General features: G+C 68.5%; 25 protein-coding genes, 1 tRNA gene, 2 pseudogenes and 1 riboswitch. Of the genes and pseudogenes, 12 read left to right on the forward strand and 16 right to left on the reverse strand.

What is annotated here, in order from left to right; translation table 11 throughout:
* Positions 1 to 8: 8 nt before the first annotated feature.
* The gene (locus tag J7I98_RS19910; RefSeq protein WP_214922116.1) at positions 9 to 1,361 is read left to right on the forward strand and encodes a DNA cytosine methyltransferase; all 1,353 of its coding nucleotides are present in this window, start codon (positions 9 to 11) and stop codon (positions 1,359 to 1,361) included.
* Positions 1,362 to 1,554: 193 nt separating this feature from the next.
* Here the strand turns inward: J7I98_RS19910 and J7I98_RS19915 are convergent, their stop codons facing one another.
* Complete coding sequence (locus J7I98_RS19915) at positions 1,555 to 2,232, reverse strand: ATP-binding protein (RefSeq protein WP_214922117.1); 678 nt, start codon at positions 2,230 to 2,232, stop codon at positions 1,555 to 1,557.
* Between the two features lie 180 nt (positions 2,233 to 2,412).
* On the opposite strand from J7I98_RS19915, the gene J7I98_RS19920 reads away from it, so the two are divergent.
* From J7I98_RS19920 to J7I98_RS41160, 4 genes and pseudogenes are all read left to right on the forward strand, one after another.
* Positions 2,413 to 3,258: a helix-turn-helix transcriptional regulator gene (locus tag J7I98_RS19920; protein ID WP_214922118.1), complete on the forward strand. Its 846-nt coding sequence runs from the start codon at positions 2,413 to 2,415 to the stop codon at positions 3,256 to 3,258.
* Entirely contained in the window at positions 3,258 to 3,470 is a 213-nt protein-coding gene (locus tag J7I98_RS19925) for a DUF397 domain-containing protein (RefSeq protein WP_214922119.1), read from the forward strand. Before J7I98_RS19920 ends, J7I98_RS19925 begins: the two co-directional genes overlap by 1 nt.
* 24 nt (positions 3,471 to 3,494) lie before the next feature.
* Positions 3,495 to 3,650, forward strand: a pseudogene (locus J7I98_RS41155) (DUF397 domain-containing protein); the annotation flags it as partial.
* Between the two features lie 265 nt (positions 3,651 to 3,915).
* A complete protein-coding gene (locus tag J7I98_RS41160; protein WP_251020919.1) occupies positions 3,916 to 4,554 on the forward strand; it encodes a hypothetical protein in 639 nt (212 codons plus the stop codon).
* Between the two features lie 102 nt (positions 4,555 to 4,656).
* On the opposite strand, the gene J7I98_RS19940 is transcribed toward J7I98_RS41160, so the two are convergent.
* Positions 4,657 to 5,985 (reverse strand): DUF445 domain-containing protein, encoded by a 1,329-nt coding sequence (locus J7I98_RS19940; protein WP_214922122.1) that lies wholly within the window; start codon positions 5,983 to 5,985, stop codon positions 4,657 to 4,659.
* 202 nt (positions 5,986 to 6,187) lie between these two features.
* On the opposite strand from J7I98_RS19940, the gene J7I98_RS19945 reads away from it, so the two are divergent.
* Positions 6,188 to 7,471, forward strand: coding sequence for an SGNH/GDSL hydrolase family protein (locus tag J7I98_RS19945; RefSeq protein WP_214922123.1), 1,284 nt, complete (start codon positions 6,188 to 6,190; stop codon positions 7,469 to 7,471).
* Here the strand turns inward: J7I98_RS19945 and J7I98_RS19950 are convergent.
* The 4 genes and pseudogenes from J7I98_RS19950 to J7I98_RS19965 all read right to left on the reverse strand — a co-directional run bounded on the left by J7I98_RS19950 (position 7,405) and on the right by J7I98_RS19965 (position 10,873).
* Positions 7,405 to 8,204 (reverse strand): annotated as a pseudogene (locus tag J7I98_RS19950) (DUF1707 domain-containing protein). The gene J7I98_RS19945 and the pseudogene J7I98_RS19950 overlap by 67 nt on opposite strands.
* 51 nt (positions 8,205 to 8,255) lie before the next feature.
* Entirely contained in the window at positions 8,256 to 9,221 is a 966-nt protein-coding gene (locus tag J7I98_RS19955) for an ATP-binding cassette domain-containing protein (protein ID WP_214922124.1), read from the reverse strand.
* 7 nt (positions 9,222 to 9,228) lie between these two features.
* Complete coding sequence (locus J7I98_RS19960; RefSeq protein ID WP_308377869.1) at positions 9,229 to 10,080, reverse strand: ABC transporter permease; 852 nt, start codon at positions 10,078 to 10,080, stop codon at positions 9,229 to 9,231.
* Positions 10,073 to 10,873 carry an ABC-2 family transporter protein gene (locus tag J7I98_RS19965; protein ID WP_214922125.1) on the reverse strand — a complete coding sequence of 267 codons (801 nt, stop codon included), beginning with the start codon at positions 10,871 to 10,873 and terminating at the stop codon, positions 10,073 to 10,075. Before J7I98_RS19965 ends, J7I98_RS19960 begins: the two co-directional genes overlap by 8 nt.
* A 200-nt stretch (positions 10,874 to 11,073) precedes the next feature.
* Between J7I98_RS19965 and J7I98_RS19970 the strand changes: the two genes are divergently transcribed.
* Entirely contained in the window at positions 11,074 to 13,485 is a 2,412-nt protein-coding gene (locus tag J7I98_RS19970; RefSeq protein ID WP_214922126.1) for a transglycosylase domain-containing protein, read from the forward strand.
* A gap of 18 nt (positions 13,486 to 13,503) precedes the next feature.
* Here J7I98_RS19970 and J7I98_RS19975 read toward each other — a convergent pair whose 3' ends face one another.
* The 3 genes from J7I98_RS19975 to J7I98_RS19985 all read right to left on the reverse strand — a co-directional run bounded on the left by J7I98_RS19975 (position 13,504) and on the right by J7I98_RS19985 (position 14,711).
* On the reverse strand, positions 13,504 to 13,824 hold the full coding sequence (locus J7I98_RS19975) for a multidrug efflux SMR transporter (protein ID WP_028811654.1): 321 nt from the start codon (positions 13,822 to 13,824) through the stop codon (positions 13,504 to 13,506).
* A gap of 49 nt (positions 13,825 to 13,873) precedes the next feature.
* Positions 13,874 to 13,942, reverse strand: a riboswitch (guanidine-III (ykkC-III) riboswitch).
* A 69-nt stretch (positions 13,943 to 14,011) separates the two neighbouring features.
* On the reverse strand, positions 14,012 to 14,347 hold the full coding sequence (locus J7I98_RS19980; protein ID WP_214922127.1) for a co-chaperone GroES: 336 nt from the start codon (positions 14,345 to 14,347) through the stop codon (positions 14,012 to 14,014).
* Between the two features lie 43 nt (positions 14,348 to 14,390).
* On the reverse strand, positions 14,391 to 14,711 hold the full coding sequence (locus J7I98_RS19985; RefSeq protein ID WP_214922128.1) for a DUF3618 domain-containing protein: 321 nt from the start codon (positions 14,709 to 14,711) through the stop codon (positions 14,391 to 14,393).
* A 163-nt stretch (positions 14,712 to 14,874) separates the two neighbouring features.
* On the opposite strand from J7I98_RS19985, the gene bcp reads away from it, so the two are divergent.
* Together bcp and J7I98_RS19995 are read left to right on the forward strand one after the other, a co-directional pair.
* A complete protein-coding gene (gene bcp / locus J7I98_RS19990; protein ID WP_214922129.1) occupies positions 14,875 to 15,342 on the forward strand; it encodes a thioredoxin-dependent thiol peroxidase in 468 nt (155 codons plus the stop codon).
* Between the two features lie 37 nt (positions 15,343 to 15,379).
* A tRNA-Leu gene (locus tag J7I98_RS19995) sits at positions 15,380 to 15,463 on the forward strand.
* A 14-nt stretch (positions 15,464 to 15,477) separates the two neighbouring features.
* Here J7I98_RS19995 and rdgB read toward each other — a convergent pair.
* The 4 genes from rdgB to J7I98_RS20015 all read right to left on the reverse strand — a co-directional run bounded on the left by rdgB (position 15,478) and on the right by J7I98_RS20015 (position 17,674).
* Positions 15,478 to 16,083, reverse strand: a complete 606-nt coding sequence (gene rdgB, locus J7I98_RS20000; RefSeq protein WP_214922130.1) for an RdgB/HAM1 family non-canonical purine NTP pyrophosphatase — start codon at positions 16,081 to 16,083, stop codon at positions 15,478 to 15,480.
* 11 nt (positions 16,084 to 16,094) lie between these two features.
* On the reverse strand, positions 16,095 to 16,478 hold the full coding sequence (locus tag J7I98_RS20005; protein WP_214922131.1) for a hypothetical protein: 384 nt from the start codon (positions 16,476 to 16,478) through the stop codon (positions 16,095 to 16,097).
* Positions 16,479 to 16,585: 107 nt separating this feature from the next.
* Positions 16,586 to 17,311 carry a ribonuclease PH gene (gene rph / locus J7I98_RS20010; protein WP_214922132.1) on the reverse strand — a complete coding sequence of 242 codons (726 nt, stop codon included), beginning with the start codon at positions 17,309 to 17,311 and terminating at the stop codon, positions 16,586 to 16,588.
* 129 nt (positions 17,312 to 17,440) lie between these two features.
* The gene (locus J7I98_RS20015; RefSeq protein ID WP_093800669.1) at positions 17,441 to 17,674 is read right to left on the reverse strand and encodes a glucose PTS transporter subunit EIIB; all 234 of its coding nucleotides are present in this window, start codon (positions 17,672 to 17,674) and stop codon (positions 17,441 to 17,443) included.
* A gap of 221 nt (positions 17,675 to 17,895) precedes the next feature.
* Here J7I98_RS20015 and J7I98_RS20020 point away from each other — a divergent pair, with 221 nt between their 5' ends.
* Together J7I98_RS20020 and J7I98_RS20025 are read left to right on the forward strand one after the other, a co-directional pair.
* Entirely contained in the window at positions 17,896 to 19,206 is a 1,311-nt protein-coding gene (locus J7I98_RS20020) for a PTS transporter subunit EIIC (protein WP_214922133.1), read from the forward strand.
* Between the two features lie 163 nt (positions 19,207 to 19,369).
* Positions 19,370 to 20,635, forward strand: coding sequence for a PTS transporter subunit EIIC (locus J7I98_RS20025; RefSeq protein ID WP_214922134.1), 1,266 nt, complete (start codon positions 19,370 to 19,372; stop codon positions 20,633 to 20,635).
* Positions 20,636 to 20,710: 75 nt separating this feature from the next.
* On the opposite strand, the gene J7I98_RS20030 is transcribed toward J7I98_RS20025, so the two are convergent.
* A complete protein-coding gene (locus J7I98_RS20030) occupies positions 20,711 to 21,463 on the reverse strand; it encodes an MBL fold metallo-hydrolase (protein WP_214922135.1) in 753 nt (250 codons plus the stop codon).
* 174 nt (positions 21,464 to 21,637) lie between these two features.
* Here J7I98_RS20030 and J7I98_RS20035 point away from each other — a divergent pair, with 174 nt between their 5' ends.
* Positions 21,638 to 22,147, forward strand: coding sequence for a type II toxin-antitoxin system PemK/MazF family toxin (locus tag J7I98_RS20035; protein WP_214922136.1), 510 nt, complete (start codon positions 21,638 to 21,640; stop codon positions 22,145 to 22,147).
* Between the two features lie 225 nt (positions 22,148 to 22,372).
* On the opposite strand, the gene J7I98_RS20040 is transcribed toward J7I98_RS20035, so the two are convergent.
* Together J7I98_RS20040 and J7I98_RS20045 are read right to left on the reverse strand one after the other, a co-directional pair.
* The gene (locus tag J7I98_RS20040; protein ID WP_214922137.1) at positions 22,373 to 23,323 is read right to left on the reverse strand and encodes a PLP-dependent cysteine synthase family protein; all 951 of its coding nucleotides are present in this window, start codon (positions 23,321 to 23,323) and stop codon (positions 22,373 to 22,375) included.
* Positions 23,323 to 23,610 carry a MoaD/ThiS family protein gene (locus tag J7I98_RS20045; protein ID WP_214922138.1) on the reverse strand — a complete coding sequence of 96 codons (288 nt, stop codon included), beginning with the start codon at positions 23,608 to 23,610 and terminating at the stop codon, positions 23,323 to 23,325. Before J7I98_RS20045 ends, J7I98_RS20040 begins: the two co-directional genes overlap by 1 nt.
* Positions 23,611 to 23,679: the final 69 nt, after the last annotated feature.

Here is a 23,679-nt window from a genome sequence, read left to right on the forward strand (position 1 = left end):
ATCGCCTCATGCGCACGCCCCGTCCCCTCACCCCCGAGCCCATCACCGTCCTAGATCTTTTCTCCGGCTGTGGTGGCTTCACCCAGGGGTTTCACGAGTTCCGCCCGGAGGGGGCAGAGGACAACGGACCTGTCTTCCACAGCATCGCGGCAGTCGAACACGACCCGTCTGCAGCTGCCACGTACGCCGTGAACTTCGGAAGCCACCGACTGGACGACAATCTTCCGGCAGCCCGCGTCCACCTCGAAGACATTGAGGACTGGAAGCCGACGGAGGATGCCCTCCACGCGGACGTGGTGGTCGGAGGACCTCCCTGCCAGGGCTTCTCGGCCTTGAACCGCCACAAGAAGGGCTCCGAACGTAACCGCCTGTGGGAGGAATACGTTCGCATCGTCGCCAAAATTCGCCCCAAGGTTTTCGTCATCGAGAATGTCGATCGCTTTCTCAAGTCGGACGAGTTCCTCAACCTGCTCAGCGAAGTGAAAAAGGGCGGCCTTCTGGCCGAATACCGACTCGTCGATCCTCCCGGCCATGACTCGACCGACACTGAGGAGAACAAGTACAAGCGCTATCTGCTCAACGCCGCCGACTACGGTGCAGTCCAAGCACGTCGGCGAGCCATCGTCATCGGTGTGCACCGTGATGTCGACAACGGTCGCGCGATGACGTACCCGGCCACGACGCATGTACGACGCCCGAAGCGCAGCAACGGCGTCCCGACCCAGCGGCTCGATGGCATCGACGTGAGGCCCTCGTACTGGCGAGCAGTCGACAGCGTGTTCAACGAATCGGCCCGGCTCGTGATCCGAGGCACTGAACTCCCGGACGGCAAGGACTACATCCCTGAGGTGGACACCGTCCTCCCGGGTATCTTCACGACCGGTGACCTCCATTTCGGCCGTAATCCGGAGCCGCTCTCAAGGGCCCGCTACCGAGCCATTCCCCGGGGCGGAAACCGCAAGGACCTGCACGGCAAGTGGTACACGATGGACGGGGAAGGCGAAATCCAGATCTTCGACACCCCGAATCCTCCGGGCGTGAGGACGCCGGTCAAATATCTCTCGACCGACAGCTGGGACAATCACCACACCGGTACCGGGGACGTCATGGGCCGGCTTCGACTGGGCGAGCCCTCGGTAACCATCCGAACCGAATTCTTCAAGCCCGAGAAGGGCCGTTATCTCCACCCGACCGCCGCTCGTCCGATCACCCACTACGAGGCCGCTCGCATACAGGGCTTCCCCCTCGACTTTCGCTGGTGCGGCTCGAAGACCGACATCGCCCGGCAGATCGGCAACGCGGTACCCATCCCACTCGGCACGGCCATCGCCTCTGCGATCCACTCCTACCTGCGCACCTGATCAAGGCAGTGCCCGGATGTCTGTGAGGTCCGGTGGTTCCACAACGGAATTTCTGGTCGCGGATCGGTGATGCTCAGCGAAGAAAGTCCTGGCCGAACGGGGACAGACGCCTGCGGGTTCGAGGCCGCGACCTCATCGGCCTCACTGAATTCGTAACGAGGATTGACAGCCCCTGCGGCCAGCAGCCGGAACTCTATGGGACGAACCCGAGCGCCTCGTTCTCCGACCGCTCCTCCGCCTCGAAGTGCCTCTGCGCGCGATCCAGGGCCTCGTCCGGGTCGCAGCCGTGGGCGCGGAGCCAGTGGAGGAGGTCGGCGATCAGGTCGATTGCGGCCTCCTCGGCGATGGCTGTGCCCAGTCGGCCCTGGGCGGTCGGACGCGGGTGGCGCCCGGTGGCGTAGAGCGACAGGTACTCCTCCGCGTGCTGCACCCGGGGCCCGCCGGCGTGGCCGTTCGGTGAAGTGAGGCCTGTGGCCAGTTCGCACCACACCACTTTGGAGTCCGCCCGGAGGATCACGCCCCAGCGGTCGGTGAGTGCGTCGACAAGCGCCATCCCTCGTCCCGATTCCGCATCCGGATCTGCGTGGAGAAGTGTGGGCAGCGCTCGGGTATCAGGGTCCCCTACCTCGATACGGAGGTAGGTGTCTCTCATCGAGACCGCGAGCGTGGTGGGGGTGCCGACTCCTACGTGGCTGATGACATTCGACGCCAGTTCCGTGACGCAGATCTGAGCCGACTCCACCAGTTCCGGCAGCCCCCACAAGGTCAGGTGCAGTCGCAACACTCGGCGCAAGCCTGAGATCTCGTCCAGTTCTGCACAGAACGGCAAGTCCCAGGGCTTCCGCCTGACGCACTCGTTTCCGTAGATCATTTCGTCTGCCTCCCGCGCACCTCGTCGCGCACTGCGTGACTTTCGGTCACTCTTAGTGAGAGGATCGCAGCGGCCCGTCCCTTTATGCAATGTGCACGACGGGATTCCCCCTAACGGGTGATTGGCCATTCACGCCGCTTCCGCTGAGATTGAACCTCCGCTACAGCGCAAGGAGTTGACATGGCAGGCTCCCCTACCGCTCGCCGTCGCCGGTTGGCGATCGAGCTCAAGAAACTTCGCGAGGACAACAACCTGACCTGCACTCAGGTGGGCAAGGAACTGGACTGGAGCAGCTCCAAGGTCAACAGGATGGAGACGGGCCAGGGACGGGTTCAGCCGTCCGACGTGGACGCACTGTGTCGCTTCTACGGAACCTCGGACGAGCTGCGCGACCTCCTCAAGTCCCTGGCCAAGGAGTCGAAGACCAAGGGCTGGTGGCACGCTCACGGGGATGCCGTCCCCGCATGGTTTTCCGTGTACGTGGGCCTCGAGCAGGCGGCTTCAGTCCTCCGCAGCTACCAAGGCGAGTTTGTCCCGGGCCTGTTGCAGACGCCCGAATACGCGTCACACCTGAGTCGCGCCTGGGTCGACCACACAGCCGAGGAGATCCAGCGCATGGTCGACGTACGGATGCGCCGCCAGGAACTGTTGACCGGCGAAAACGCGCCGGACGTCTGGGCCGTCGTGCACCAGAGCGCGCTCATGCACGTCGTCGGAAATCGTCAGGTCATGGCGGGGCAGCTCGAACGTATGCTGGAAATGGCTGAGTTGAGGAACGTGACGATTCAGGTACTGCCCTTCGACGCAGGGGCCTACCCCACCACCGGCCCCTTCACGGTCCTCGGCTTCCCCGAACAGGAGGACCCGGACATGGTGTATCGGGAGGGGCTGACCGACTCCGTCTATCTCGAGGACCCAACAGACGTAAGCCTCTACACCAAGGCGTTCGACCACCTCATGGCGCTTGCCTTGAGTCCACAGCGATCAGTTCTGCTGATCAAAAGAGTTCTGGAGGAGCACCCCTGATGACGCTGCCCCCAACCGTGCAGTGGCAGAAGAGCAGTTACAGCAATGGCATGGGAGGCGAATGCGTGGAGTTCGCGGCCGTCCCCACCGGCGCCGTCGTGCGCGACTCCAAACGGCCCGCCGAGGCGCGGATAGCCGTCGGAGGGGTCGCTTGGGCCGAGTTCATACGCGCCGTACATCGTAGTGAACTCAGCGTGCTGATACCGAGCTGATCAAACGTGTCCCTGGGAGCTGCGATGCAAAGCCGAACACCGGCTATACCGCCGGATGCCTGGATCAAGTCCTCGTACAGCGGCGGCAGCGGAACCCAATGTGTCGAGGTAGCCGCCCTCGCCGCGTTCACCGCCGTGCGTGACCCGAAGGTGCCCGATGGGCCGCGACTCGCTGTGCGGCGGGACTCCTGGGTGGGTTCATCCGGGGCGTACAGCGCGGGGAGTTCGGCGCGGGGTAGCGGGATGAAGGACGATCGCAGGCTGCGGCGGCTACTCGTTGGCGAACCGGGAGATCGTCCGCGTGGCCGATACCGGATCCGCAGCCGTACGCATTCAGGGACGCCACCCCTGACACCCGCCCCCAGCGCCCCTCGGGGTGGCGTCAGGGGCGGCGTCATGGTGATCCCCGATTCCAACGTCCCAGCTCAGCGGCCATGGTTGGGACATGACACAGCGATCTGCACTCACCCGGTTCTCGTACGTCGCCGCCCCCGCCCTCCTCGTGGCGTACGGGTCCATCCGGCTGCTCGTGGACACCTCGAAGGAGCCGGGGGCCGGGTGGACGTCCGGTCACCTCGCGTTCCTGGGGAGCATGTTGCTGTTCGGGGTGGTGTTTGTGGGGCTGTACCGGCAGGTGCGGTCGGCGCGGCCGCGTACCGCCGCTGTGGGGCTCGGTGCCGCGATGGTGGGGCTCGCCGCGTCCGTCACGCAGGCCGTCATCGACCTCGTCGTCGGGTTCCAGGTGTCGAACGTGGCTGAGATGAGCGAGAGCTTTGAGCGGATTCAGGACTACCCCGGTGTGATGCCCGCGATCTACGACGTCGGCCCCCAGTTCCTCTTCATCGGCCTCATCGCCCTCGTCGCCGCCGCCGCTGCGGGTGGCGCCGCGTCGGCCGGACACGGGTCGCGGGCCGTGGGCTGGTGGGCGCTTGCGCTGGTGGTCGTCGGGACCGCTGCGATGGCTTCGAACCTGGACCTGATGCCGGTGGGCGGGGCCTGCTACGTGCTCGCGCTGGGGGCGCTGGCCCGGTCGGCCGTACCCGCCGGCGGCACGGGTCGGGCGACTGCCGTCGGGCGCGGCTGAACATACGGCGCGGGCCGTACGTACTAGCAAGCAACTCCCCCACTGGCTGGGCGCGTGACCGGCGACAGGCGGTCCCGCGCCCAGCCGCTTTGCGGGGAGGGCCTAACCGCTCACCACATGCGACACCGTGTAGATCAGCAGCCCCGCCAGCGCCCCCACCACCGTGCCGTTGATCCTGATGAACTGCAGGTCCCGGCCGATGTGCGCCTCGATCTTCCTCGACGTCTGCTCCGCGTCCCAGCCCGCCACCGTGTCGCTGATCAGCGAAGTGATCTCGCTGCGGTACGTCGTCACCACGTACACCGCCGCATCCTCCAGCCACCCCTCCAGCTTCCCCTGCAGCCGCCCGTCCGTCGCCAGCCGGCTGCCCAGGGAGAGCAGCGAGGCCCTCACCCGCAGGCGCAGTTCGCTCTGCTCGTCCTCCGCCGCCGAGATGATCATGGTGCGTACGGCGGCCCAGGCCGAGGCGATCACGTCCTGGACCTCGCCCCGGCCCAGGATCTCCGACTTCAGGCGCTCCACCTTCGCCCGCGTGTCCGTGTCCGACCGGAGGTCGGCGGCGAAGTCCCGCAGGAAGCGGTCGATCGCGCCGCGCGCCGGGTGGCCGGGCATGTCGCGCATCTCGGTGATGAAGCGCAGGAGTTCCTTGTAGACGCGGTCGCCGACCTTCTTGTCGACGAAGCGCGGCGTCCAGCCCGGCGCCCCGCCCTGCACCGCGTCCATCACCGAATCGCCGTGCAGCACCAGCCAGTCGTGGGCGCGGGAGCAGATCAGGTCCACGGCCCGGCGGTGTGCACCGTCGGCGACGACCTTGTCCAGGGCCTGGCCGATGCCCGGGGCGATCTCCGCCGCGTCCGCGCGGCGCGTGATCGCCTCGCCCACCACCGCCTGGACGTCGGAGTCGCGAAGGACCGTCAGGGCGCCGCGCAGGGCGGTGGAGAGTTCCTCCGTCACGCGGTCCGCGTGGTCCGGTTCCGAAAGCCAGGCGCCGACCCGTCTGCCGATGCCGATCGCGCGCAGGCGGGTGCGTACAACGTCCGATGAGAGAAAGTTCTCACCGACGAAAGAGCCCAGCGTCGTGCCCAGCTGGTCCTTCTTCGTGGGGATGATCGCGGTGTGCGGGATGGGCAGGCCCATCGGGCGTTTGAAGAGGGCCGTTACGGCGAACCAGTCGGCCAGCGCGCCCACCATCCCCGCCTCGGCGGCCGCCGCGACGTACGCCGGCCAGCCGTCGATCCCCGCGTTCTCCGCCCATGTGGCCAGTACGTAGATGACCGCGACCAGGAGCAGCAGGCCGGTCGCCGTCGCCTTCATGCGGCGTACGCCCTGGCGCTTCTCCTCGTCGGCCGCGCTGTACGCGAAGGGGGTGAGAGGGGAGGAGACGGAGGGTGGCGCGGTCGCTGAGCGGGCAGACCTCTCATTATCAGACATGCCGTCAGTTTCCGGTTTCATGCGATTCATCCGCTCCACCTGTCCGTCTTACGCACCGTCCCGTACGCACTTTCCCTACCTGACCTACTCATGGAACGCACTACGAGTTCCCGACGTCTGTCCTAACGGTGCAATGGCGCATCATTGAGTCAGTTCGAATGGAGCCTCGGGGCTCCCTGCGCCCGAGGAGATACGACCGAGCATGACCAAGCGCAACGGTTATGCCCTGCTTGCCGCGCTCGCCGCGGTGGTGGTCCTCATCTCGGGGGCCATATTCGCCGGGGCGACGCTCGGCGGCCGCGACGAGAAGACGCAGGCACAGCCCCACAGGCCGGTGCGTTCGGCGGCGCCCGCCACTTCCGGCTCCTGGATCGGCACCTGGTCCACATCGCCCGCCTTCGCCGAGCCGAACACAGAGCAGGGCTTCCCCGGCCGTTCGATTCGTAACGTCGTGCACACGAGCATCGGCGGCACCAGCACCCGCGTCACCCTCTCCAACCTCTTCGGCGGCCGGCCCCTGCGCATCACGCATGCCTCGGTCGCCGTCGCCGCCACCCCCGGCGCCCCGACCGCCGCGCAGGGCACCATGCGCCGGCTCCTCTTCGGCGGCTCGACCGCGGTCGTCATCCCGCCCGGCGGACAGGTCGTCAGCGACCCGGCCGTCCTCGAAGTGCCGCGCGACACCGACCTGCTGGTCACCACCTACTCGCCGACGCCCAGCGGCCCGGTCACGCACCACCCGCGGGCCCGCCAGACGTCGTACGTCGCGGAGGGCGACCGTACGGAGGACACGCTCGGCGACCCGTACACCGAGCAGACCCCGTACTGGCGCTACCTCACCGCCGTCGACGTCCTGACCGGCAAGGCCGAGGGCGCGGTCGTCGTCATCGGCGACTCGATCACCGACGGCGTCACCTCCACCGCGGGCGCCAACCGCCGCTGGACGGACGTGCTCGCCGAGCGCCTCGACGGCCGGTACGCCGTGCTCAACCAGGGCATCAGCGGAAACCGCCTCCTCAGCGACGGTACGGGCCCCAGCGGGCTCTCCCGCTTCGACCGTGACGTCCTCTCACGCTCCGGCGCCAAGGCCGTCGTCGTCGTCCTCGGCATCAACGACATCCTGCGTCCGCCGCACGAGCTCGAAGCCACGCGCATCGCGGCGGGGCTCGAACAGGTGGCCCGTCAGGCGCGTGCGCGCGGCCTGCGCGTGATCGGGGCGACGATCATGCCGTTCGAGGGCACGCGGGCCCATACGCCGCAGCTCGAAGCGGTGCGCGACACCGTCAACGAGGCGATCCGTACGCGCGGCATCTTCGACGAGGTCGTGGACTTCGACCTGGCGCTGCGCGACCCGTACGCCCCGGACCGGCTCCTTCCGGCGTACGACTCCGGCGACCACCTGCACCCCAGCGACGCGGGCTACCGCCGGATGGGCATGGCCTTCGACCTCGCGAGCCTCAGGAGCACCGCCGCGGCAGAGCTGTAGGGGGCGGGCTGTCGTCGGCCTCCTGCGGTGCGGGAACCGTCAGGGGCACTCAGTCGAGCTTCTTCCGCTCGGCCTTCTTCTCCAGCTTCTCCCGCCTGCGCGCTTCCTTCAGGCGCTGCTTCTCGGCCTGCGTCACCTTGCGCTCCACGCCCACCCCGCCCATCACCGCGAAGCCGGTGATCGTCACGCGCGGCGAGTCCGGCGCCGGAGGCTCGCCCGACTCCCCGGTCACGTCGCCGAAGCCGCCCATGAAGCCGAAGCCGTTGACGTTCACATTGAGGCCCGGCGGTACGGCGACCTGGATGCCGCCCATGAAGGCGAAGCAGCGGATCACGATCTCGCGGTCCTCGAAGCGCGCCTCGCGCAGGTCGATCTCGCCGCCGCCCATCATTGCGAACGCCGTGAACCGCCGGGCCACCGTCCACGTGCCCTTGCGGCCGAAGCCGCCCCAGAAGGCGAAGGCCCCCTTCGACGTGGCCGGTCCGCCGATCCGGGCGGGCCAGGACGTCGGCTTGCCGGACATGGCAGGGGAAGCAGCAGCGGAAGCCACCGGCGCTACCGCAGTCCCCGGCACCGGCAGGTCGCTGACCAGGGGCTCCAGCTCGCCGTGCGTACGCGCCTTGTAGACGGCGTCGAGTCGCTGGTCGAACTCCTCCATGTCCAGCCGCCCCTCGGCGACCGCATCGCGCAATACCTCGGCAACTCTTTCGCGCTCCGCATCGGAGGCGCGCATCTCCGGAACTCCACTGGTCATTCGGCAAGCCTAGTCAACCCGGGTCCGCAGTCACAGAGTTGACCTGTCCGCGTACATCTTCGCGATCACTGCCTCGATGTCCGGCTCCCGCACCGACAGGTCCACCAGCGGATACCGCTCCGCGACCGCCGCCACCAGCGGCGCCGCCGACACCGAGGCCGGGAAGGCCAGCCACTGCCTGGGCCCCTCCACCTTGACCACCCGCGCGCCCGCCGCCTCGATCGGCGGCAGTTCGCGCTCAAGGTCGACGACGAGGGTCCGCTCGCTCTCGCCCACCTCGTGCAGCCCGGCCAGCGCGCCGTCGTACACCAGCCGCCCGTGGTCGATGACCATGACCCGCTTGCACAGCTGCTCGATGTCGGTCAGGTCGTGCGTCGTCAGCAGGACCGTGGTCCCGCGCTCGGCGTTCAGGTCCCGCAGGAAGTCGCGGACCTTGGCCTTGGAGATCCCGTCGAGGCCGATCGTCGGCTCGTCGAGATACAGCACCTCGGGGTCGTGCAGCAGCGCCGCCGCGATGTCGCCGCGCATCCGCTGCCCGAGCGAGAGCTGCCGTACGGGTACGTCCAACAGCGCGCCCAGATCCAGGAGTTCGACGCACCGCGCCATGTTCTCCTTGAAGCGGGCGTCCGGGATCCGGTACATGCGGTGCATCAGCCGGTACGAGTCGCGCAGCGGCAGGTCCCACCACAGCGTCGTACGCTGCCCGAACACCACCCCGATGCGCTGCGCGAGCCGCGTCCGCTCCCGGGAGGGGTCGATGCCCGCGACGCGCAGCCGGCCGCCGCTCGGTGTCAGGATGCCGGTGAGCATCTTGATGGTGGTGGACTTGCCGGCACCGTTCGGCCCGATGTAGCCGACCATCTCGCCGCGCGGCACCGAGAAACTGATCCCGTCGACCGCCCGGACCTGCGTCTTCTCGCGGCGCAGGCGGCCCTTCTTTCTGCGTACGTCGAAGACCTTCTCGACGCCCTCCAGCTTGATGAAATCCGTGGTCAAGGAAATCTCAGCTCCCCGTGCTCCGGTACGAACGAAGGCCCGCCCGCCACGCCGCCCCCGCCAGCACACAGCACACCGCCGCCACCACCGGCGGCATGAAGGCGAGCCAGCCCGGCAGGTCCAGCGGGTACGGGCGGTCAAGGACATACAGCGCGGGCAGCCAGTTGACGAAGGCCAGCGGCAGCACGAAGGTCACCCCGCGCACGAGGTCCTTCGCGAAAAGCGACGGCGGGTACTGGAGGAGCGTAGTGCCGCCGTACGTAAAGGAGTTCTGCACCTCGGAGGCGTCCTGCGCCCAGAACTGGAAGCCCGCCCCGGCCACGAACACCGCCGAGAAGATCGCCGCCCCGCTGAGCAGCATCATCGGCAGCATCAGAACCTTCAGCGGCGTCCACGCGATGTCGAGGGCGGTCAGCGCGTACGCGAGTACGAGCAGCCCCTGCGTGATGCGCCCCAGCCTGCGCAGCGCGAAGCGGTCGGCCGCGACCTGCGCGAGGACCGGCACGGGGCGTACGAGCAGGGTGTCCAGCGTGCCGTCGCGCACGCGGCGCCCCAGCCGGTCCATCGAGCCCATCACCAGGTCGGCGAGGCCGAAGGCTGCGCCCGCGGTGCCGTAGAGGAAGGCAACCTCGGGCAGTGTGTAGCCGCCCAGCGCATCGATGTGCGAGAACATCAGCATGATGGCGACGAAATCGAGCGCGGTCGCCGCGAAGTTCCCGAAGGTGGTCATCGCGAAGGACGCGCGGTAGGTCATCGTCGAGCGGATCCACATCGAGGCGATCAGCCCGTACGCCCTTACGCCCGCCCACAGTCGGTCACCCCGTCGGTCGAGCGGCCGGTCAACCCGTCCGTCAGCCACCCTGGACCACCACCCTGCGCGTCGCCACGGACTGGAGCAGCCGACCCGCCGTCAGCAGCGCCGCCGCCCAGCCGATCTGGAAGGCGTACACCCGCACCAGGCCCCAGCCCGTGTGCTTCCCGAGGAAGACGTCGGCCGGCACCTGGAGCAGCGCCGACCAGGGCAGCGCCCGTGCCAGCTCGCCCAGAGCGCCGGGGAAGAGGGTGAGCGGCAGCACCATTCCGGAGAAGAAGAGCCCGGCGAGCCAGGTCATCTGCGCGACGCCCGCGCCGTCGAGCAGCCAGAACGCGGACAGCGCCACCAGGAACCGGACGGCGAAACTGACGACCACGCCGAGCGCTGCCGAGGCCAGAAAGGCCAGCCATACGAGGGGGTTGGCGGGCAGCGCGAGGTCGAAGGCGAGCGCGCCGAGCGCCATCGGCACGATGCCGCGCCCAAGCAGGTGGAAGCCGGCCCTCCCGAGATCTCCGGCCAGCCAGAAGAGCTGGAGGTCGGCGGGCCGGTAGAGGTCGATCGCGATGTCACCCGTACGGATTCGCTCGATCAGCTCGTCCTCGAAGCCGCCGCCCATCATGGCGACGGTCATCAGCAGCGCCTGCCCGAGCCACACATAGGTGAGCGCCTGCGACAGGTCGTACCCGCCGAGTTGCGGGCGCTCGTCCCACAGCGCGGTGTAGACGTACGCCATGATGAAACCGAAGACGGTATTGGTGAACACCCCCGCCGCCGTCGCCACCCGGTACGTCGCATAACGCCGGAAGCCACCGGCCGCCACGACCACGTACAACCGCACGCCGACCCCCTCCCCCCGCCCCGGCACCAAAGCGCAAGACCCTAGTCCCCGGCGTCGCCCACCGCGAGGCATTTAAGGGCGGGGTTAACAGGGGTCGCCCGCGCGGGAGTGCACTATGGGGGTACTGCCTGAATCACCCGATACGACACCGTTACGCCGGAGAGCGAACCTCTGGCCCCGGCCAGAGAGTCTCCACGTACATGAGCGACGACCCACAGCAGCAGCCCCAGGGCTGGGCACCCCGGGATCCCTCCGCCCCGGTCCCCGGTCAGGCCACCAAGACCGCCAGATCCAGCAAGAGGGACAGGCCGGGCAGACAGCAGCGCACGGGCCTGCGCCGTCTGATCCCCACCTGGCGGATGCTGCTCGGCACGCTCCTGCTGCTGGCGCTGCTGCTGTGCGGTGCCTTCGTCGCCGGTTACACGCTCGTCAAGATCCCGCCGGCCAACAGCGCCGCCACCGCCCAGAGCAACGTCTACCTCTACGCCGACGGCACCCAGCTCGCCCGCGACGGCGAGGTCAACCGCCAGAACACCACCCTCGCCCACGTCCCCAAGCCCGTCCAGCACACCGTGCTCGCCGCCGAGGACCGGGACTTCTACTCCGAGCCCGCCATCGACCCCAAGGCGATGGTCCGCGCAGGCTGGAACACTCTCACCGGCAAGGGCAAGCAGTCCGGCTCCACCATCACGCAGCAGTACGTCAAGAACTACTACCTCGGCCAGGAGCAGACGGTCAGCCGCAAGGTGAAGGAGTTCTTCATCGCGATCAAGCTCAACCGCGAGGAGAGCAAGGACGACATCTTCGAGGGCTACCTCAACACCAGCTACTTCGGGCGCAACGCGTACGGCATCCAGGCCGCCGCCCAGGCGTACTACGGCAAGGACATCGACGACGTCGACACCGCGCAGGGCGCCTACCTGGCCTCGCTCCTCAACGCCCCCAGCGCGTACGACGTCGCCACCCACCCCGAGAACAAGCCGCAGGCCATGGCTCGCTGGAACTACGTACTCGACGGCATGGTCAAGGAGAAGTGGCTGAGCCCCGCCGACCGCGCCGCGATGAAGTTCCCCATGCCGCAGGTCGCCAAGCCCGCGTCCGGCCTGTCCGGGCAGCGCGGCTACATCGTGCAGGCCGTCGAGGACTACCTCACCAGCAACAAGATCATCGACGAGGACACGCTCGCCACCGGCGGCTACCGCATCACCACCACCCTCGAAAAGGAGAAGCAGGACGCCTTCGCCGAGGCCGTGAACGACAATGTGATGTCGAAGATCAGCAAGGACCGAAAGGCCGACCGCAATGTGCGCGTCGGCGGCGCGTCCATCGACCCGAAGACCGGCAAGGTCGTCGCGATGTACGGCGGCATCGACTACACGAAGCAGTACGTCAACAACGCGACGCGCCGTGACTACCAAGTCGGCTCCACTTTCAAGCCGTTCGTCTTCACGTCGGCCGTCGAGAACGGCTCGACCACGCAGGACGGCAGCCCGATCACCCCGAACACGGTCTACGACGGCACGAACAAGCGGATGGTGCAGGGCCCGGAGGGAGCGACGGGTTACGCCCCCGAGAACGAGGACCAGGCCTCGTACGGCCCCGTGACCGTCCGCACCGCCACCGACAAGTCCGTCAACTCGGTGTACGCGCAGATGGCGCAGGACGTCGGCCCGTCCAACGTCAAGGAGACGGCCGTCAACCTCGGTCTCCCCTCCAACACCCCCAGTCTCGACGCCTACCCGTCCATCGCGCTCGGCGTCGCGACCGCCAGCGTCCTCGACATGACGGAGGCGTACGCGACACTCGCCAACCACGGCGAGCACGGCACGTACTCGATCGTCGAAAAGGTCACCAAGAGCGGGCAGAACGTCGGACTGCCGATGGAGAGCGCGCAGCCGGCCGTGAACCGCGAGTCCGCCGACACCACGACCGCGATCCTGCGGAGCGTCGTCGACGGCGGCACCGGCACGGCGGCCCAGTCCGCGGGCCGTCCCGCCGCGGGCAAGACGGGCACCGCCGAGGAGGACAAGGCGGCGTGGTTCGCGGGGTACACGCCCGACCTGGCGACGGTCGTCGCGGTGATGGGCCAGGACCCGGACACGGGCGTGCAGAAGCCGCTGTACGGAGCGCTCGGCCTGCCCCGCATCAACGGCGGCGGGGCGCCCGCCGAGATCTGGGGCCAGTTCACGGCCACCGCCCTCCAGGACAAGGAGGTGCGGGACTTCGACCTGGAGGTGGCGGAGGGCGCGGAAGAGCCGGTGGCTCCCCCGTCGTCCGAGCAGCCGGGCACGGGTGAGCCGGAGGAGACCCCGCCCGCGACGAGCGAGACACCGAGCAGCCCGGACGACAGGGCGGTGGGCGGCGCGACGGACACGGGCGGGGCGACGACCGGCACCGGCGGCACGGCGGACAGCGGAGGCACGACGGGCACGGGCGGGGTGACCACCGACACGGGCGGTACGACGGACTCCGGAGGCACGACAGACACGGGCGGGGTGACCACCGACACCGGCGGCACGGGGGACACCGAGGGCGAAGAGACGGACATGGGCGGCACGACGGGGTCGTCGCCCACGGACGGGCTACTGGGGGGCGGACAGGGCCGCGAGTAACGGCAGGGCCCGGATCCTCTAGTGCCCGGACGTCGCCTTCAGCCCCACCACCGCCACCAGCAGCAAGCACACGAAGAAGATCCGGGCCGCGGTGGCCGGCTCACCCAGCACCACCATGCCCAGCACAGCCGCGCCTGCCGCACCGATACCGACCCACACGCCGTACGCCGTACCGATCGGCAGTGTCTTGGCCGCGTGCGACAGCAGCAGCATGCTCGCGACGATCCCCGCACCCGTGAAAACACTGGGCCAGAGCCTCGTAAAACCGTCGGTGTACTTCATCCCGATCGACCAGCCCACCTCAAGCAGACCAGCGACGACAAGCAGAACCCAAGCCATGACGGACGGCACCTCCGAAGCGAAACGCGGAATCAACGGATTCAACGGGGGAGCGTCGTCTTTGCGATTCCAACCCGGTACGGCGCGTCTCGTCGGGGTGCTTCCAAGGTAGCAAGGCGCAGACGTAAGGGCCGGTGACACTGGTCACCGGCCCTTACCGCCCCGTACCGCTACAGATCCCGTACCGCTACAGATACAGGCCCGTGGAGTCATCAGAGACCCGCTCGGAAGCCACCGCATGCAAATCGCGCTCGCGCATCAGCACGTACGCGATGCCGCGTACCTCGACCTCCGCCCGGTCCTCCGGGTCGTACAGCACCCGGTCGCCCGGCACCACGGTCCGTACGTTCTGGCCGACCGCGACCACCTCGGCCCAGGCCAGCCGCTTGCCGACCGCCGCGGTCGCCGGAATCAGAATGCCGCCGCCCGAGCGCCGCTCGCCCTCGGGGGTGTCGGACCTGACCAGGACCCGGTCGTGCAGCATGCGGATGGGCAGCTTGTCGTGTGTGGGGTTCTCGCTCACGCCCCGAACCTACCTGCCCACGGGCCCGTCGTACGCCGCTGGGTCAGCCCCGCCTGCGGCGTGCCGACAGCGCGAACAGTCCTACGATCCCCACGGCCACCAGTGCCACCGGTACGAGCCGCTCAAGACGCGGGGCCCCGTCCTCGGACACGAACTGCGCCTTGACGTCGGACACGGCCCGGTTCGCCGCGACCAGCGCACGGCCCGCGGTCCGGTCGACGGTCGAGGCGACTTTCGCCTTCGCGTCGCCGACGATCGTCTTCGGGTGCAGCCGCACGCCGATCTCGTCGAGCGTGACGGCCAGCTGGTCGCGCCGGCTCTTGATGTCCGCCTCGATCTGCGCAGGGGTCCTGGCATCCGACACTGCGCTGCCTCCGTGGTCGTGGGCCGAATCCGGTAGTTCTTCGTCGACAGTCTGTCAGCTCGGGCCGTCACACACCCCACGGCACCCCCATTACGCTCAAGGGCGTAATCCTAATTTCGTTCCCATATCCCGCACCCATCGCGCACCGCACGAGGAGACCTTGATGAGCGAGCGACTCCAGCCCGGCGACCCCGCCCCCGCCTTCACCCTGCCCGACGCGGACGGCAACGAGATCTCCCTCGCCGCCCACAAGGGCCGCAAGGTCATCGTCTACTTCTACCCGGCCGCCCTGACCCCCGGCTGCACCAAGCAGGCCTGCGACTTCACCGACAACCTGGACCTGCTGGCCGGGGCGGGATACGACGTCATCGGCGTCTCGCCCGACAAGCCGGAGAAGCTCGCGAAGTTCCGCGACAAGGAGGACCTCAAGGTCACCCTGGTCGGCGACCCGGAGAAGGAAGTCCTCACGGCGTACGGCGCGTACGGCGAGAAGAAGCTGTACGGCAAGACGGTGGTGGGCGTGATCCGCTCGACGTTCGTCGTCGACGAGGACGGCAAGATCGAGCGCGCGCTCTACAACGTGAAGGCGACGGGCCACGTAGCGAAGATCATCAAGGACCTGGCCATCTGATCACCACCGCCCGGCCAGTACGATGGCCGGGCGGCTGGCGGCCGTGGTGGAATTGGCAGTCACGCTGGGTTTAGGTCCCAGTGGGGTAACTCCCGTGAGGGTTCGAGTCCCTCCGGCCGCACACATCGACTCCGGCTATCGGCCCAGGAGTTCACGCACCACCGGGACAAGGGCACGGAAGGCCTTGCCCCGGTGGCTGATCGCGTTCTTCTCGGACGCCGACAGCTCCGCGCAGGTGCGCGTCTCGCTGTCCGGCTGGAGGATCGGGTCGTAGCCGAAGCCGCCCGTGCCCGAAGGGGTGTGGCGCAGGGTGCCCATGAGGCGGCCCTCGACCACGCGTTCCGTGCCGTCGGGGAGGGCGAGGGCTGCCGCGCAGGCGAAGTGGGCGCCACGGTGGGCGTCGTCGATGTCCGCGAGCTGGGCCAGCAGCAGGTTGAGGTTCGCGGCGTCGTCGCCGTGGGTGCCCGACCAGCGGGCGGAGAAGATGCCAGGGGCGCCGTTCAGGACGTCCACGCACAGGCCCGAGTCGTCGGCGACGGCCGGGAGGCCGGTGGCCTGTGCCATGGCGTGGGCCTTGAGCAGGGCGTTTTCGGCGAAGGTGACGCCGGTTTCCTTGACGTCGGGGATGTCGGGGTACGCGTCCGCGCCGACGAGGTCATGGGTGAGACCTGCGTCGGCGAGGATCGCGTGGAGCTCGGTGATTTTCCCGGCGTTGCGGGTGGCGAGGATCAGGCGCGTCATGCCACCAGTATTTACGACGTGCAGACGTTGCCGATTTCCTTGGCCGCGTCGGTGACCGGGCTCACGTCGGGGGTGCTGTCGCCGTCCTCGATGGCCTTGCGGACGTTGTCCACAGCCTTGTTGAGGTCGTCGACGGCCTTGTCGAGATCCGCGTTGTCGGTCTTGTCGCCGAGGTCGTTCAGTTCCTTGTCGATGTCGTCGAGAGCCTTTTCCGCCTTCAGCGGGTCGTCGGCGGCACTGGAAACGGCCTCCGTCAGCTTGTCGACGCTGTTCGCGATGGAGTCGGCGGTCTGAACGCAGTCCAGCGCCTTGTCCACGGCGCCGCAGCCGACCGCTGCGGTGAGCGTGAGCAAGGTGGCGGATATGGCGAGTGCGGTGCGGAGGCGCGAGGCCATGGAACGGTCCCTCCCGGAGGTGGCAGTGCGGACGGGCACACGGTTTTGTCCGTACGCCCGTATTCGTTACGACGCGTGGGGCGCGTACGCGGTTGCTCGGCCCGGGCTCAGCCCTGCAGAGCCTCGGTCTGGAGTGCGGTGAGGTCGGCGCAGCCGCCGGTGGCGAGGTCGAGGAGGGCGTTCAGTTCCTTGCGGTCGAACGGCTCGGCCTCGGCGGTGCCCTGGACTTCGACGAAGCGGCCGTCGCCGGTGCAGACGACGTTCATGTCGGTCTCGGCGCGTACGTCCTCCTCGTAGCAGAGGTCGAGGAGCGGTTCGCCGTCGATGATGCCGACGCTGACGGCGGCGACGGTGCCGGTGAGCGGCTTGCGGCCGGGCTTGATGAGCTTCTTGGCCTGGCCCCAGGCGACCGCGTCGGCCAGGGCGACGTATGCCCCGGTGATCGCGGCGGTGCGGGTGCCGCCGTCGGCCTGGAGCACGTCGCAGTCCAGGACGATCGTGTTCTCGCCGAGGGCCTTGTAGTCGATGACCGCGCGGAGGGACCGGCCGATGAGGCGCGAGATCTCGTGCGTACGGCCGCCGATCTTGCCGCGTACGGATTCGCGGTCGCCGCGGGTGTTGGTGGAGCGGGGCAGCATCGAGTACTCGGAGGTGACCCAGCCTTCACCGCTGCCCTTGCGCCAGCGCGGGACGCCTTCGGAGAAGGAGGCGGTGCAGAAGACCTTCGTGTCGCCGAAGGCGATGAGGACGGAGCCCTCGGCGTGCTTGCTCCATCCGCGTTCGATGGTGACCGGGCGGAGCTGTTCGGGGGTGCGGCCGTCGATTCGAGACATGCTGTCGAGCCTAGCCGGTGGCCGCGCATGCGTGAGGGGCCCGTTCCGGTGGTCGGAACGGGCCCCCTGCGGTGAGACGGCGGTGACTGAGCCGTGAGTCGGGCGTAAGTCAGGGGCAGGTCGGGTGGGTCACATCATGTCTTCGATGTCGGCGGCGATCGGGTCGGCGTCGGTGCCGATGACGACCTGGATCGCGGTGCCCATCTTGACGACGCCGTGGGCGCCTGCGGCCTTCAGTGCGGCCTCGTCGACCTTGCTGGGGTCGAGGACCTCGGTGCGGAGGCGGGTGATGCAGCCTTCGATCTCGTCGATGTTCTCGATACCGCCGAGGCCGGCGACGATCTTCTCAGCCTTGCTGGCCATGTCTTTCTCCCTGTTGTCCAAAGCACGAAGTCCCGGCCCACCGTGGCCGCTTTGCCACGGTAACTCACGGTTGGCCCAACTTCACGGGCGAGTAACTGCCCTGTACCGAATGATGGCGATCACCGGTGCCCCGTCTTCCGGCCGAGCTCCGGACCGTACCGCAACTGGTCTACACCAGTATGCAACGCTCGCCAGACCTCGCTAGCTCCGGGAGGACGCCGATGAGTTCGACCAGCGGGGCTGCGGGCGCGGCCGCCCCGGAGAAGAGCTGGTGGAGCGGGCTTTTCCAGGGGCTTCAGAAGATGGGGCGCAGCCTCCAGCTCCCCATCGCCGTACTCCCGGCGGCCGGCATCCTCAACCGCCTCGGCCAGCCCGATGTGTTCGGCGAGGACGGTCTCGGCTGGAACGACGTGGCCAAGGTGATGGCCGGAGCCGGTGGCGCGCTGCTCGACGGAAGCCTCGGCCTGCCCCTGCTGTTCTGCGTGGGTGTCGCGATCGGCATGGCGAAGAAGTCGGACGGCTCGACGGCGCTGGCGGCCGTGGCCGGCTTCCTCGTCTACTACAACGTGCTGCACCAGTTCCCCAAGGGCTGCGAGGGCGGCGCCAAGGCGGTCGCGACCGGCTGTCAGACGGCGGACGGCGCGGTCGTCGCGTTCACGTACCAGAACCCGGGGGTCTTCGGCGGCATCGTCGTGGGCCTGCTCGCCGCCTGGTTCTGGCAGCGCTACCACCGCGTGAAGCTGGTCGACTGGCTCGGCTTCTTCAACGGACGCCGACTCGTGCCGATCATCATGTCGTTCGTCGCGATCGCCTTCGCCGCGCTCTGCCTGTGGATCTGGCCGCCGATCGGTGACGCCCTGGAGGACTTCAGCGACTGGCTGGTGGGGCTCGGCGCGTGGGGCTCGGGCATCTTCGGCGTCGCGAACCGCGCACTCCTGGTCGTCGGTCTGCACCAGTTCCTCAACGTGCCCGTCTGGTTCCAGTTCGGTACGTACACCAAGCCGGACGGCACGGTGGTGCACGGTGACATCAACATGTTCCTGGCGGGTGACCCCACCGCGGGCTGGTCCACGACCGGCTTCTTCCCGATCATGATGTTCGCCCTCCCGGCGGCGGCCCTGGCGATCACGCACTGCGCGAAGCCGCGGCGGCGCAAGCAGGTCGGTGGCCTGATGCTTTCGGTCGCCCTGACGTCGTTCGTCACCGGCATCACCGAGCCGATCGAGTATTCGTTCCTCTTCATCGCCCCTGTGCTGTACGCGATCCACGCCGTGCTCACGGGTGTCTCGATGGCCGTGACCTGGGCACTTGGCGTGAAGGACGGATTCAGCTTCTCGGCGGGACTGATCGACTACGTCATCAACTGGAGCCTGGCGACCAGACCATGGCTGATCATTCCGATCGGTCTGGGCTTCGCGGTCATCTATTACGTGATCTTCCGGTTCGCGATCATCAAGTTCAATCTGCCGACTCCCGGACGGGAGCCGGACGAATTGGAGGAGGAGATCGAGCGGGATATCACGAAGGCATAGGACGGGAGCATGGAAGCGGGGGTTCCTTATCTGTCCTTCACCGTGCTAAAACTGGTCTACACCACTGAGTGGTGTAGACCACGTGGCGAATGCGCCGCGTTACCCGGAGATGCCGCCGTCCCCCATTTCCCCCTGGCGGCGCCTTTGCCCCCTGGAGGAATTGATGTCCACGGACAGCGCCGCCCCCGCGGCTGCCAAGAAGAAGGGCGCAGGCGCGATGGCTGTCATGCAGCGCATCGGCCGCAGCCTCATGCTGCCGGTCGCCGTGCTGCCGGCCGCCGCGCTCCTGGTTCGTTTCGGCCAGCCCGACATGCTGGGCCGGGAGTCCTTCCCGACCTTCATCACCAAGATCGCAGGCTACATGGCGGCGGGCGGCGGTGCGCTGCTCGACAACATGGCGCTCCTGTTCGCCGTCGGCATCGCGATCGGCTTCGCCAAGAAGTCGGACGGCTCGACCGCTCTCGCGGCCGTCGCCGGTTACCTGGTCTTCAAGAACGTCCTTGCCACCTTCACCGACGCCAACCTGCCGAAGGTCGCCGCTGTCGTTGACGGCAAGATCGTCATGAACGAGGCGCCGGTCAACGCCGGTGTCCTCGGTGGCGTGGTCATGGGCATCGTCGTCGCCCTGCTGTACCAGAAGTTCTACCGGACCAAGCTGCCCGACTGGGCGGGCTTCTTCGGCGGCCGTCGTCTCGTCCCGATCCTCTCCGCCTTCGCGGGCCTTTTCGTCGGCATCGTCTTCGGCTTGATCTGGCCGGTCCTCGGTGCGGGTCTGCACAACTTCGGTGAGTGGCTGGTCGGCTCCGGCGCCGTGGGCGCGGGCATCTTCGGTGTCGCCAACCGTGCGCTCATCCCGATCGGCATGCACCACCTGCTGAACTCCTTCCCCTGGTTCCAGGCCGGTACGTACGAGGGCAAGAGCGGCGACATCGCCCGCTTCCTCCAGGGCGACCCGAGCGCCGGACAGTTCATGACCGGCTTCTTCCCGATCATGATGTTCGCCCTCCCGGCGGCCTGCCTCGCGATCGTGCACTGTGCCCGTCCCGAGCGCCGCAAGGTCATCGGCGGCATGATGTTCTCGCTCGCCCTCACCTCTTTCGTGACGGGTGTGACCGAGCCGATCGAGTTCACCTTCATGTTCATCGCCCCGGTGCTGTACGCCGTCCACGCGGTGCTGACCGGTGTCTCGATGGCGCTGACCTGGGCTCTCGGCATGAAGGACGGCTTCGGCTTCTCGGCCGGCGCGGTGGACTTCCTGCTGAACCTGGGCATCGCGTCCAACCCGTGGGGCCTGGCCCTGGTCGGTCTCTGCTTCGCGGCGCTCTACTACGTGGTCTTCCGCTTCGCGATCACCAAGTTCAACCTTCCGACGCCGGGCCGCGAGTCCGACGACGAGCTCGCCGAGCTGCAGAAGGCCGAGGCGAAGTAAGCCGCTGGCTGTACCTACGAGAGGGCCCCCGGACCGCTGTCGGTCCGGGGGCCCTCTTCGTACTGCTCAGGCTGCTCAGATCTCGTACTCGGCGCCCGCGAAAGCCAGTTCCGTCGGCCCCTCGTACACCGCACGCGCATCGGCCAGGTTGACCTGCGCGTCCGTCCACGGCGGGATGTGCGTGAGGATCAGCCGGGCCGCTCCCGCGCGCTCGGCCAGCTCGCCCGCCTCGCGGCCGTTGAGGTGGAGGTCCGGGATGTCCTCCTTGCCGTACGTGAACGACGCCTCGCACAGCAACAGGTCGGCGCCCTCCGCCAGTTCGTCCAGGGCGCCGCAGGCCCCCGTGTCGCCGGAGTACGTGAGCGTCCGGCCGCCGTTCTGGATGCGGATGCCGTACGTCTCGACCGGGTGGGCCACCTTCTCCGTACGGACCGAGAAGGGGCCGATCTCGAACGCGCCCGGCTTGAGGGTGTGGAAGTCGAACACCTCGCTCATCGACTTCTCGGTGGGGGTGTCGGCGTACGCCGTGGTGAGGCGCTGCTCGGTGCCCTCCGGGCCGTACACGGGAATCGCCGGGGGGCGGCCGCCGTCGTGGCGGTAGTAGCGCGCCACGAAGTAGCCGCACATGTCGATGCAGTGATCCGCGTGGAGATGGCTGAGGAAGACGGCGTCGAGGTCGTAGAGGCCGACGTGGCGCTGCAGCTCGCCCAGGGCGCCATTGCCCATGTCGAGAAGCAGCCGGAAGCCGTCGGCCTCTACGAGGTAGCTCGAACAGGCCGATTCCGCGGACGGGAACGACCCTGAGCAGCCGACGACGGTGAGCTTCATGGAGCGTGAACCTCCGTGGCAGGGACGGGGAGGGTTCGTGCGGGTTCGTCGAGCGTAAGGCGCGAAAGACCTGGTCGCTCCTCGATGGCCCGTCGTTGTGGGGGAAGTCACCGGCTCTGTCACCGGTTCGGGCGGAGCGCGCGAGGAGCGCGGAGCGCCGGTACGGTCGGGCGCATGGATACGTCTTGGTGGTGGGCGCTGGTCGGCGTCGTGATGATCGCGCTGGTCGCGGCGGTTGTCGACGGGCGGAGGCGGGGGCGGCGGCCCGGGGAGCGTACGCGTCCGCCCGGTGCGCCGGGGCGGCCGAGGGTGCGGAGGCCGGCGCAGAGGGCGCCGCAGGGGCCGCGGGGGCCGCGCCGCAAGCCGCCGGAGCGGGTGCCGCGGGCGGGTGAGATCTGGTGGGCGGATGTGCCGTACGAGGACGGGCCGGGGTCGAAGGACCGGCCCTGCCTGGTCCTGTCCGTACGGGGTGACAGTGCGCTCATCGCGAAGATCACCACCAAGCACCGCGAAGAACGGCCGGGCGTGATCGCGCTGCCGGCGGGGGCGGTGGGGGATGCGCGGGCGCGGCCGAGCTTCCTGGAGACGGATGAGCTGCGGGAGGTGGGGGTGTGGGAGTTCCGCCGCCGGGTGGGGCTTGCGGACCCGACGCTTTGGGGGCGGGTGCGGCACCTGGCGAAGTGATGCGGGCGCGGTGCGTGGGCTGTGGGGTGCGGTGCGGGGGCGCGGGGCCTGGCGCGGGTGCGCGGCTGCGCGGGACTGTTCCCCTCCCCGCCCCTTCCCGAAACTGGGGGCAAGCCCCCAGACCCCCGGACGCCGTTGGGGTCCCCCGGACGAAGTCTGCGGGAGTGTCCTCAAGCGCCGGACAGGCTGGAGTGCCGAGAAGGGGCGGGGTGGGGGAAATCCCACCTACGCCCAGAGCTGGCCCTGCAGGGTTTCGATGGCCGCCTCCGTCGTCTCCGCCGTGTAGACGCCCGTCGACAGGTACTTCCAGCCGCCGTCCGCGACCACGAAAACGATGTCCGCCGTCTCCCCCGCCTTGACCGCCTTCCGGCCCACCCCGATCGCCGCGTGCAACGCCGCGCCCGTCGAGACGCCCGCGAAGATGCCCTCCTGCTGGAGGAGTTCGCGGGTGCGGGTCACCGCGTCGGCCGAGCCGACCGAGAAGCGCGTGGTCAGGACCGACGCGTCGTACAGCTCGGGGACGAAACCCTCGTCGAGGTTGCGCAGGCCGTAGACCAGGTCGTCGTAGCGCGGCTCAGCGGCGACGATCTTGATGTCGGGGACGTTTTCGCGCAGGTAGCGGCCTACGCCCATGAGTGTGCCGGTGGTGCCCAGGCCCGCCACGAAGTGCGTGATGGAGGGAAGGTCGGCGAGGATCTCGGGGCCCGTGGTGGCGTAGTGGGCGCCCGCATTGTCCGGGTTGCCGTACTGGTAGAGCATCACCCAGGACGGGTTCTCGGCCGAGAGTTCCTTGGCGACCCGTACCGCCGTGTTGGAGCCGCCCGCCGCCGGGGACGAGATGATCTCCGCGCCCCACATGGTGAGCAGGTCGCGGCGCTCCTGGGAAGTGTTCTCCGGCATGACGCACACGATGCGGTAGCCCTTGAGGCGGGCCGCCATCGCGAGCGAGATGCCGGTGTTGCCGCTGGTCGGCTCCAGAATGGTGCAGCCGGGCGTCAAACGGCCGTCCTTCTCCGCCTGTTCGACCATGTGGAGCGCGGGGCGGTCCTTGATCGAGCCGGTGGGGTTGCGGTCCTCCAGCTTGGCCCAGATGCGGACCTCGTCCGAGGGGGACAGCCGCGGGAGGCGGACGAGCGGGGTGTTCCCGACCGCCGCCAGCGGGGAGTCGTACCGCATCAGACCATGCCGCCGGCGACGGCCGGGAGGATCGTGACGCTGTCGCCGTCGGCGAGCTTCGTGGAGATGCCGTCCAGGAAGCGGACGTCCTCGTCATTGAGGTAGACGTTCACGAAGCGGCGCAGCTGGTCGCCGTTCGCCTTGTCGATGAGTCGCTCCTGGATGCCGTGGTGGCGCGCTTCCAGGTCGTTGAAGAGGTCGGCGAGCGTGTCGCCGTTGCCCTCGACGGCCTTGGCGCCGTCGGTGTAGGTGCGGAGGATGGTCGGGATGCGGACCTCGATGGCCATGGCTTTCGACTCCTGTCAGGAGGGCGGCGTGCGTGAAGGGCGCGGCAGTTCGTCCCCCGCGCAGGGGCG

It is taken from the genome of Streptomyces sp. ISL-98 (genome assembly GCF_018614055.1).
In the GTDB taxonomy this organism is placed as follows: Bacteria; Actinomycetota; Actinomycetes; order Streptomycetales; family Streptomycetaceae; genus Streptomyces; species Streptomyces spiramyceticus.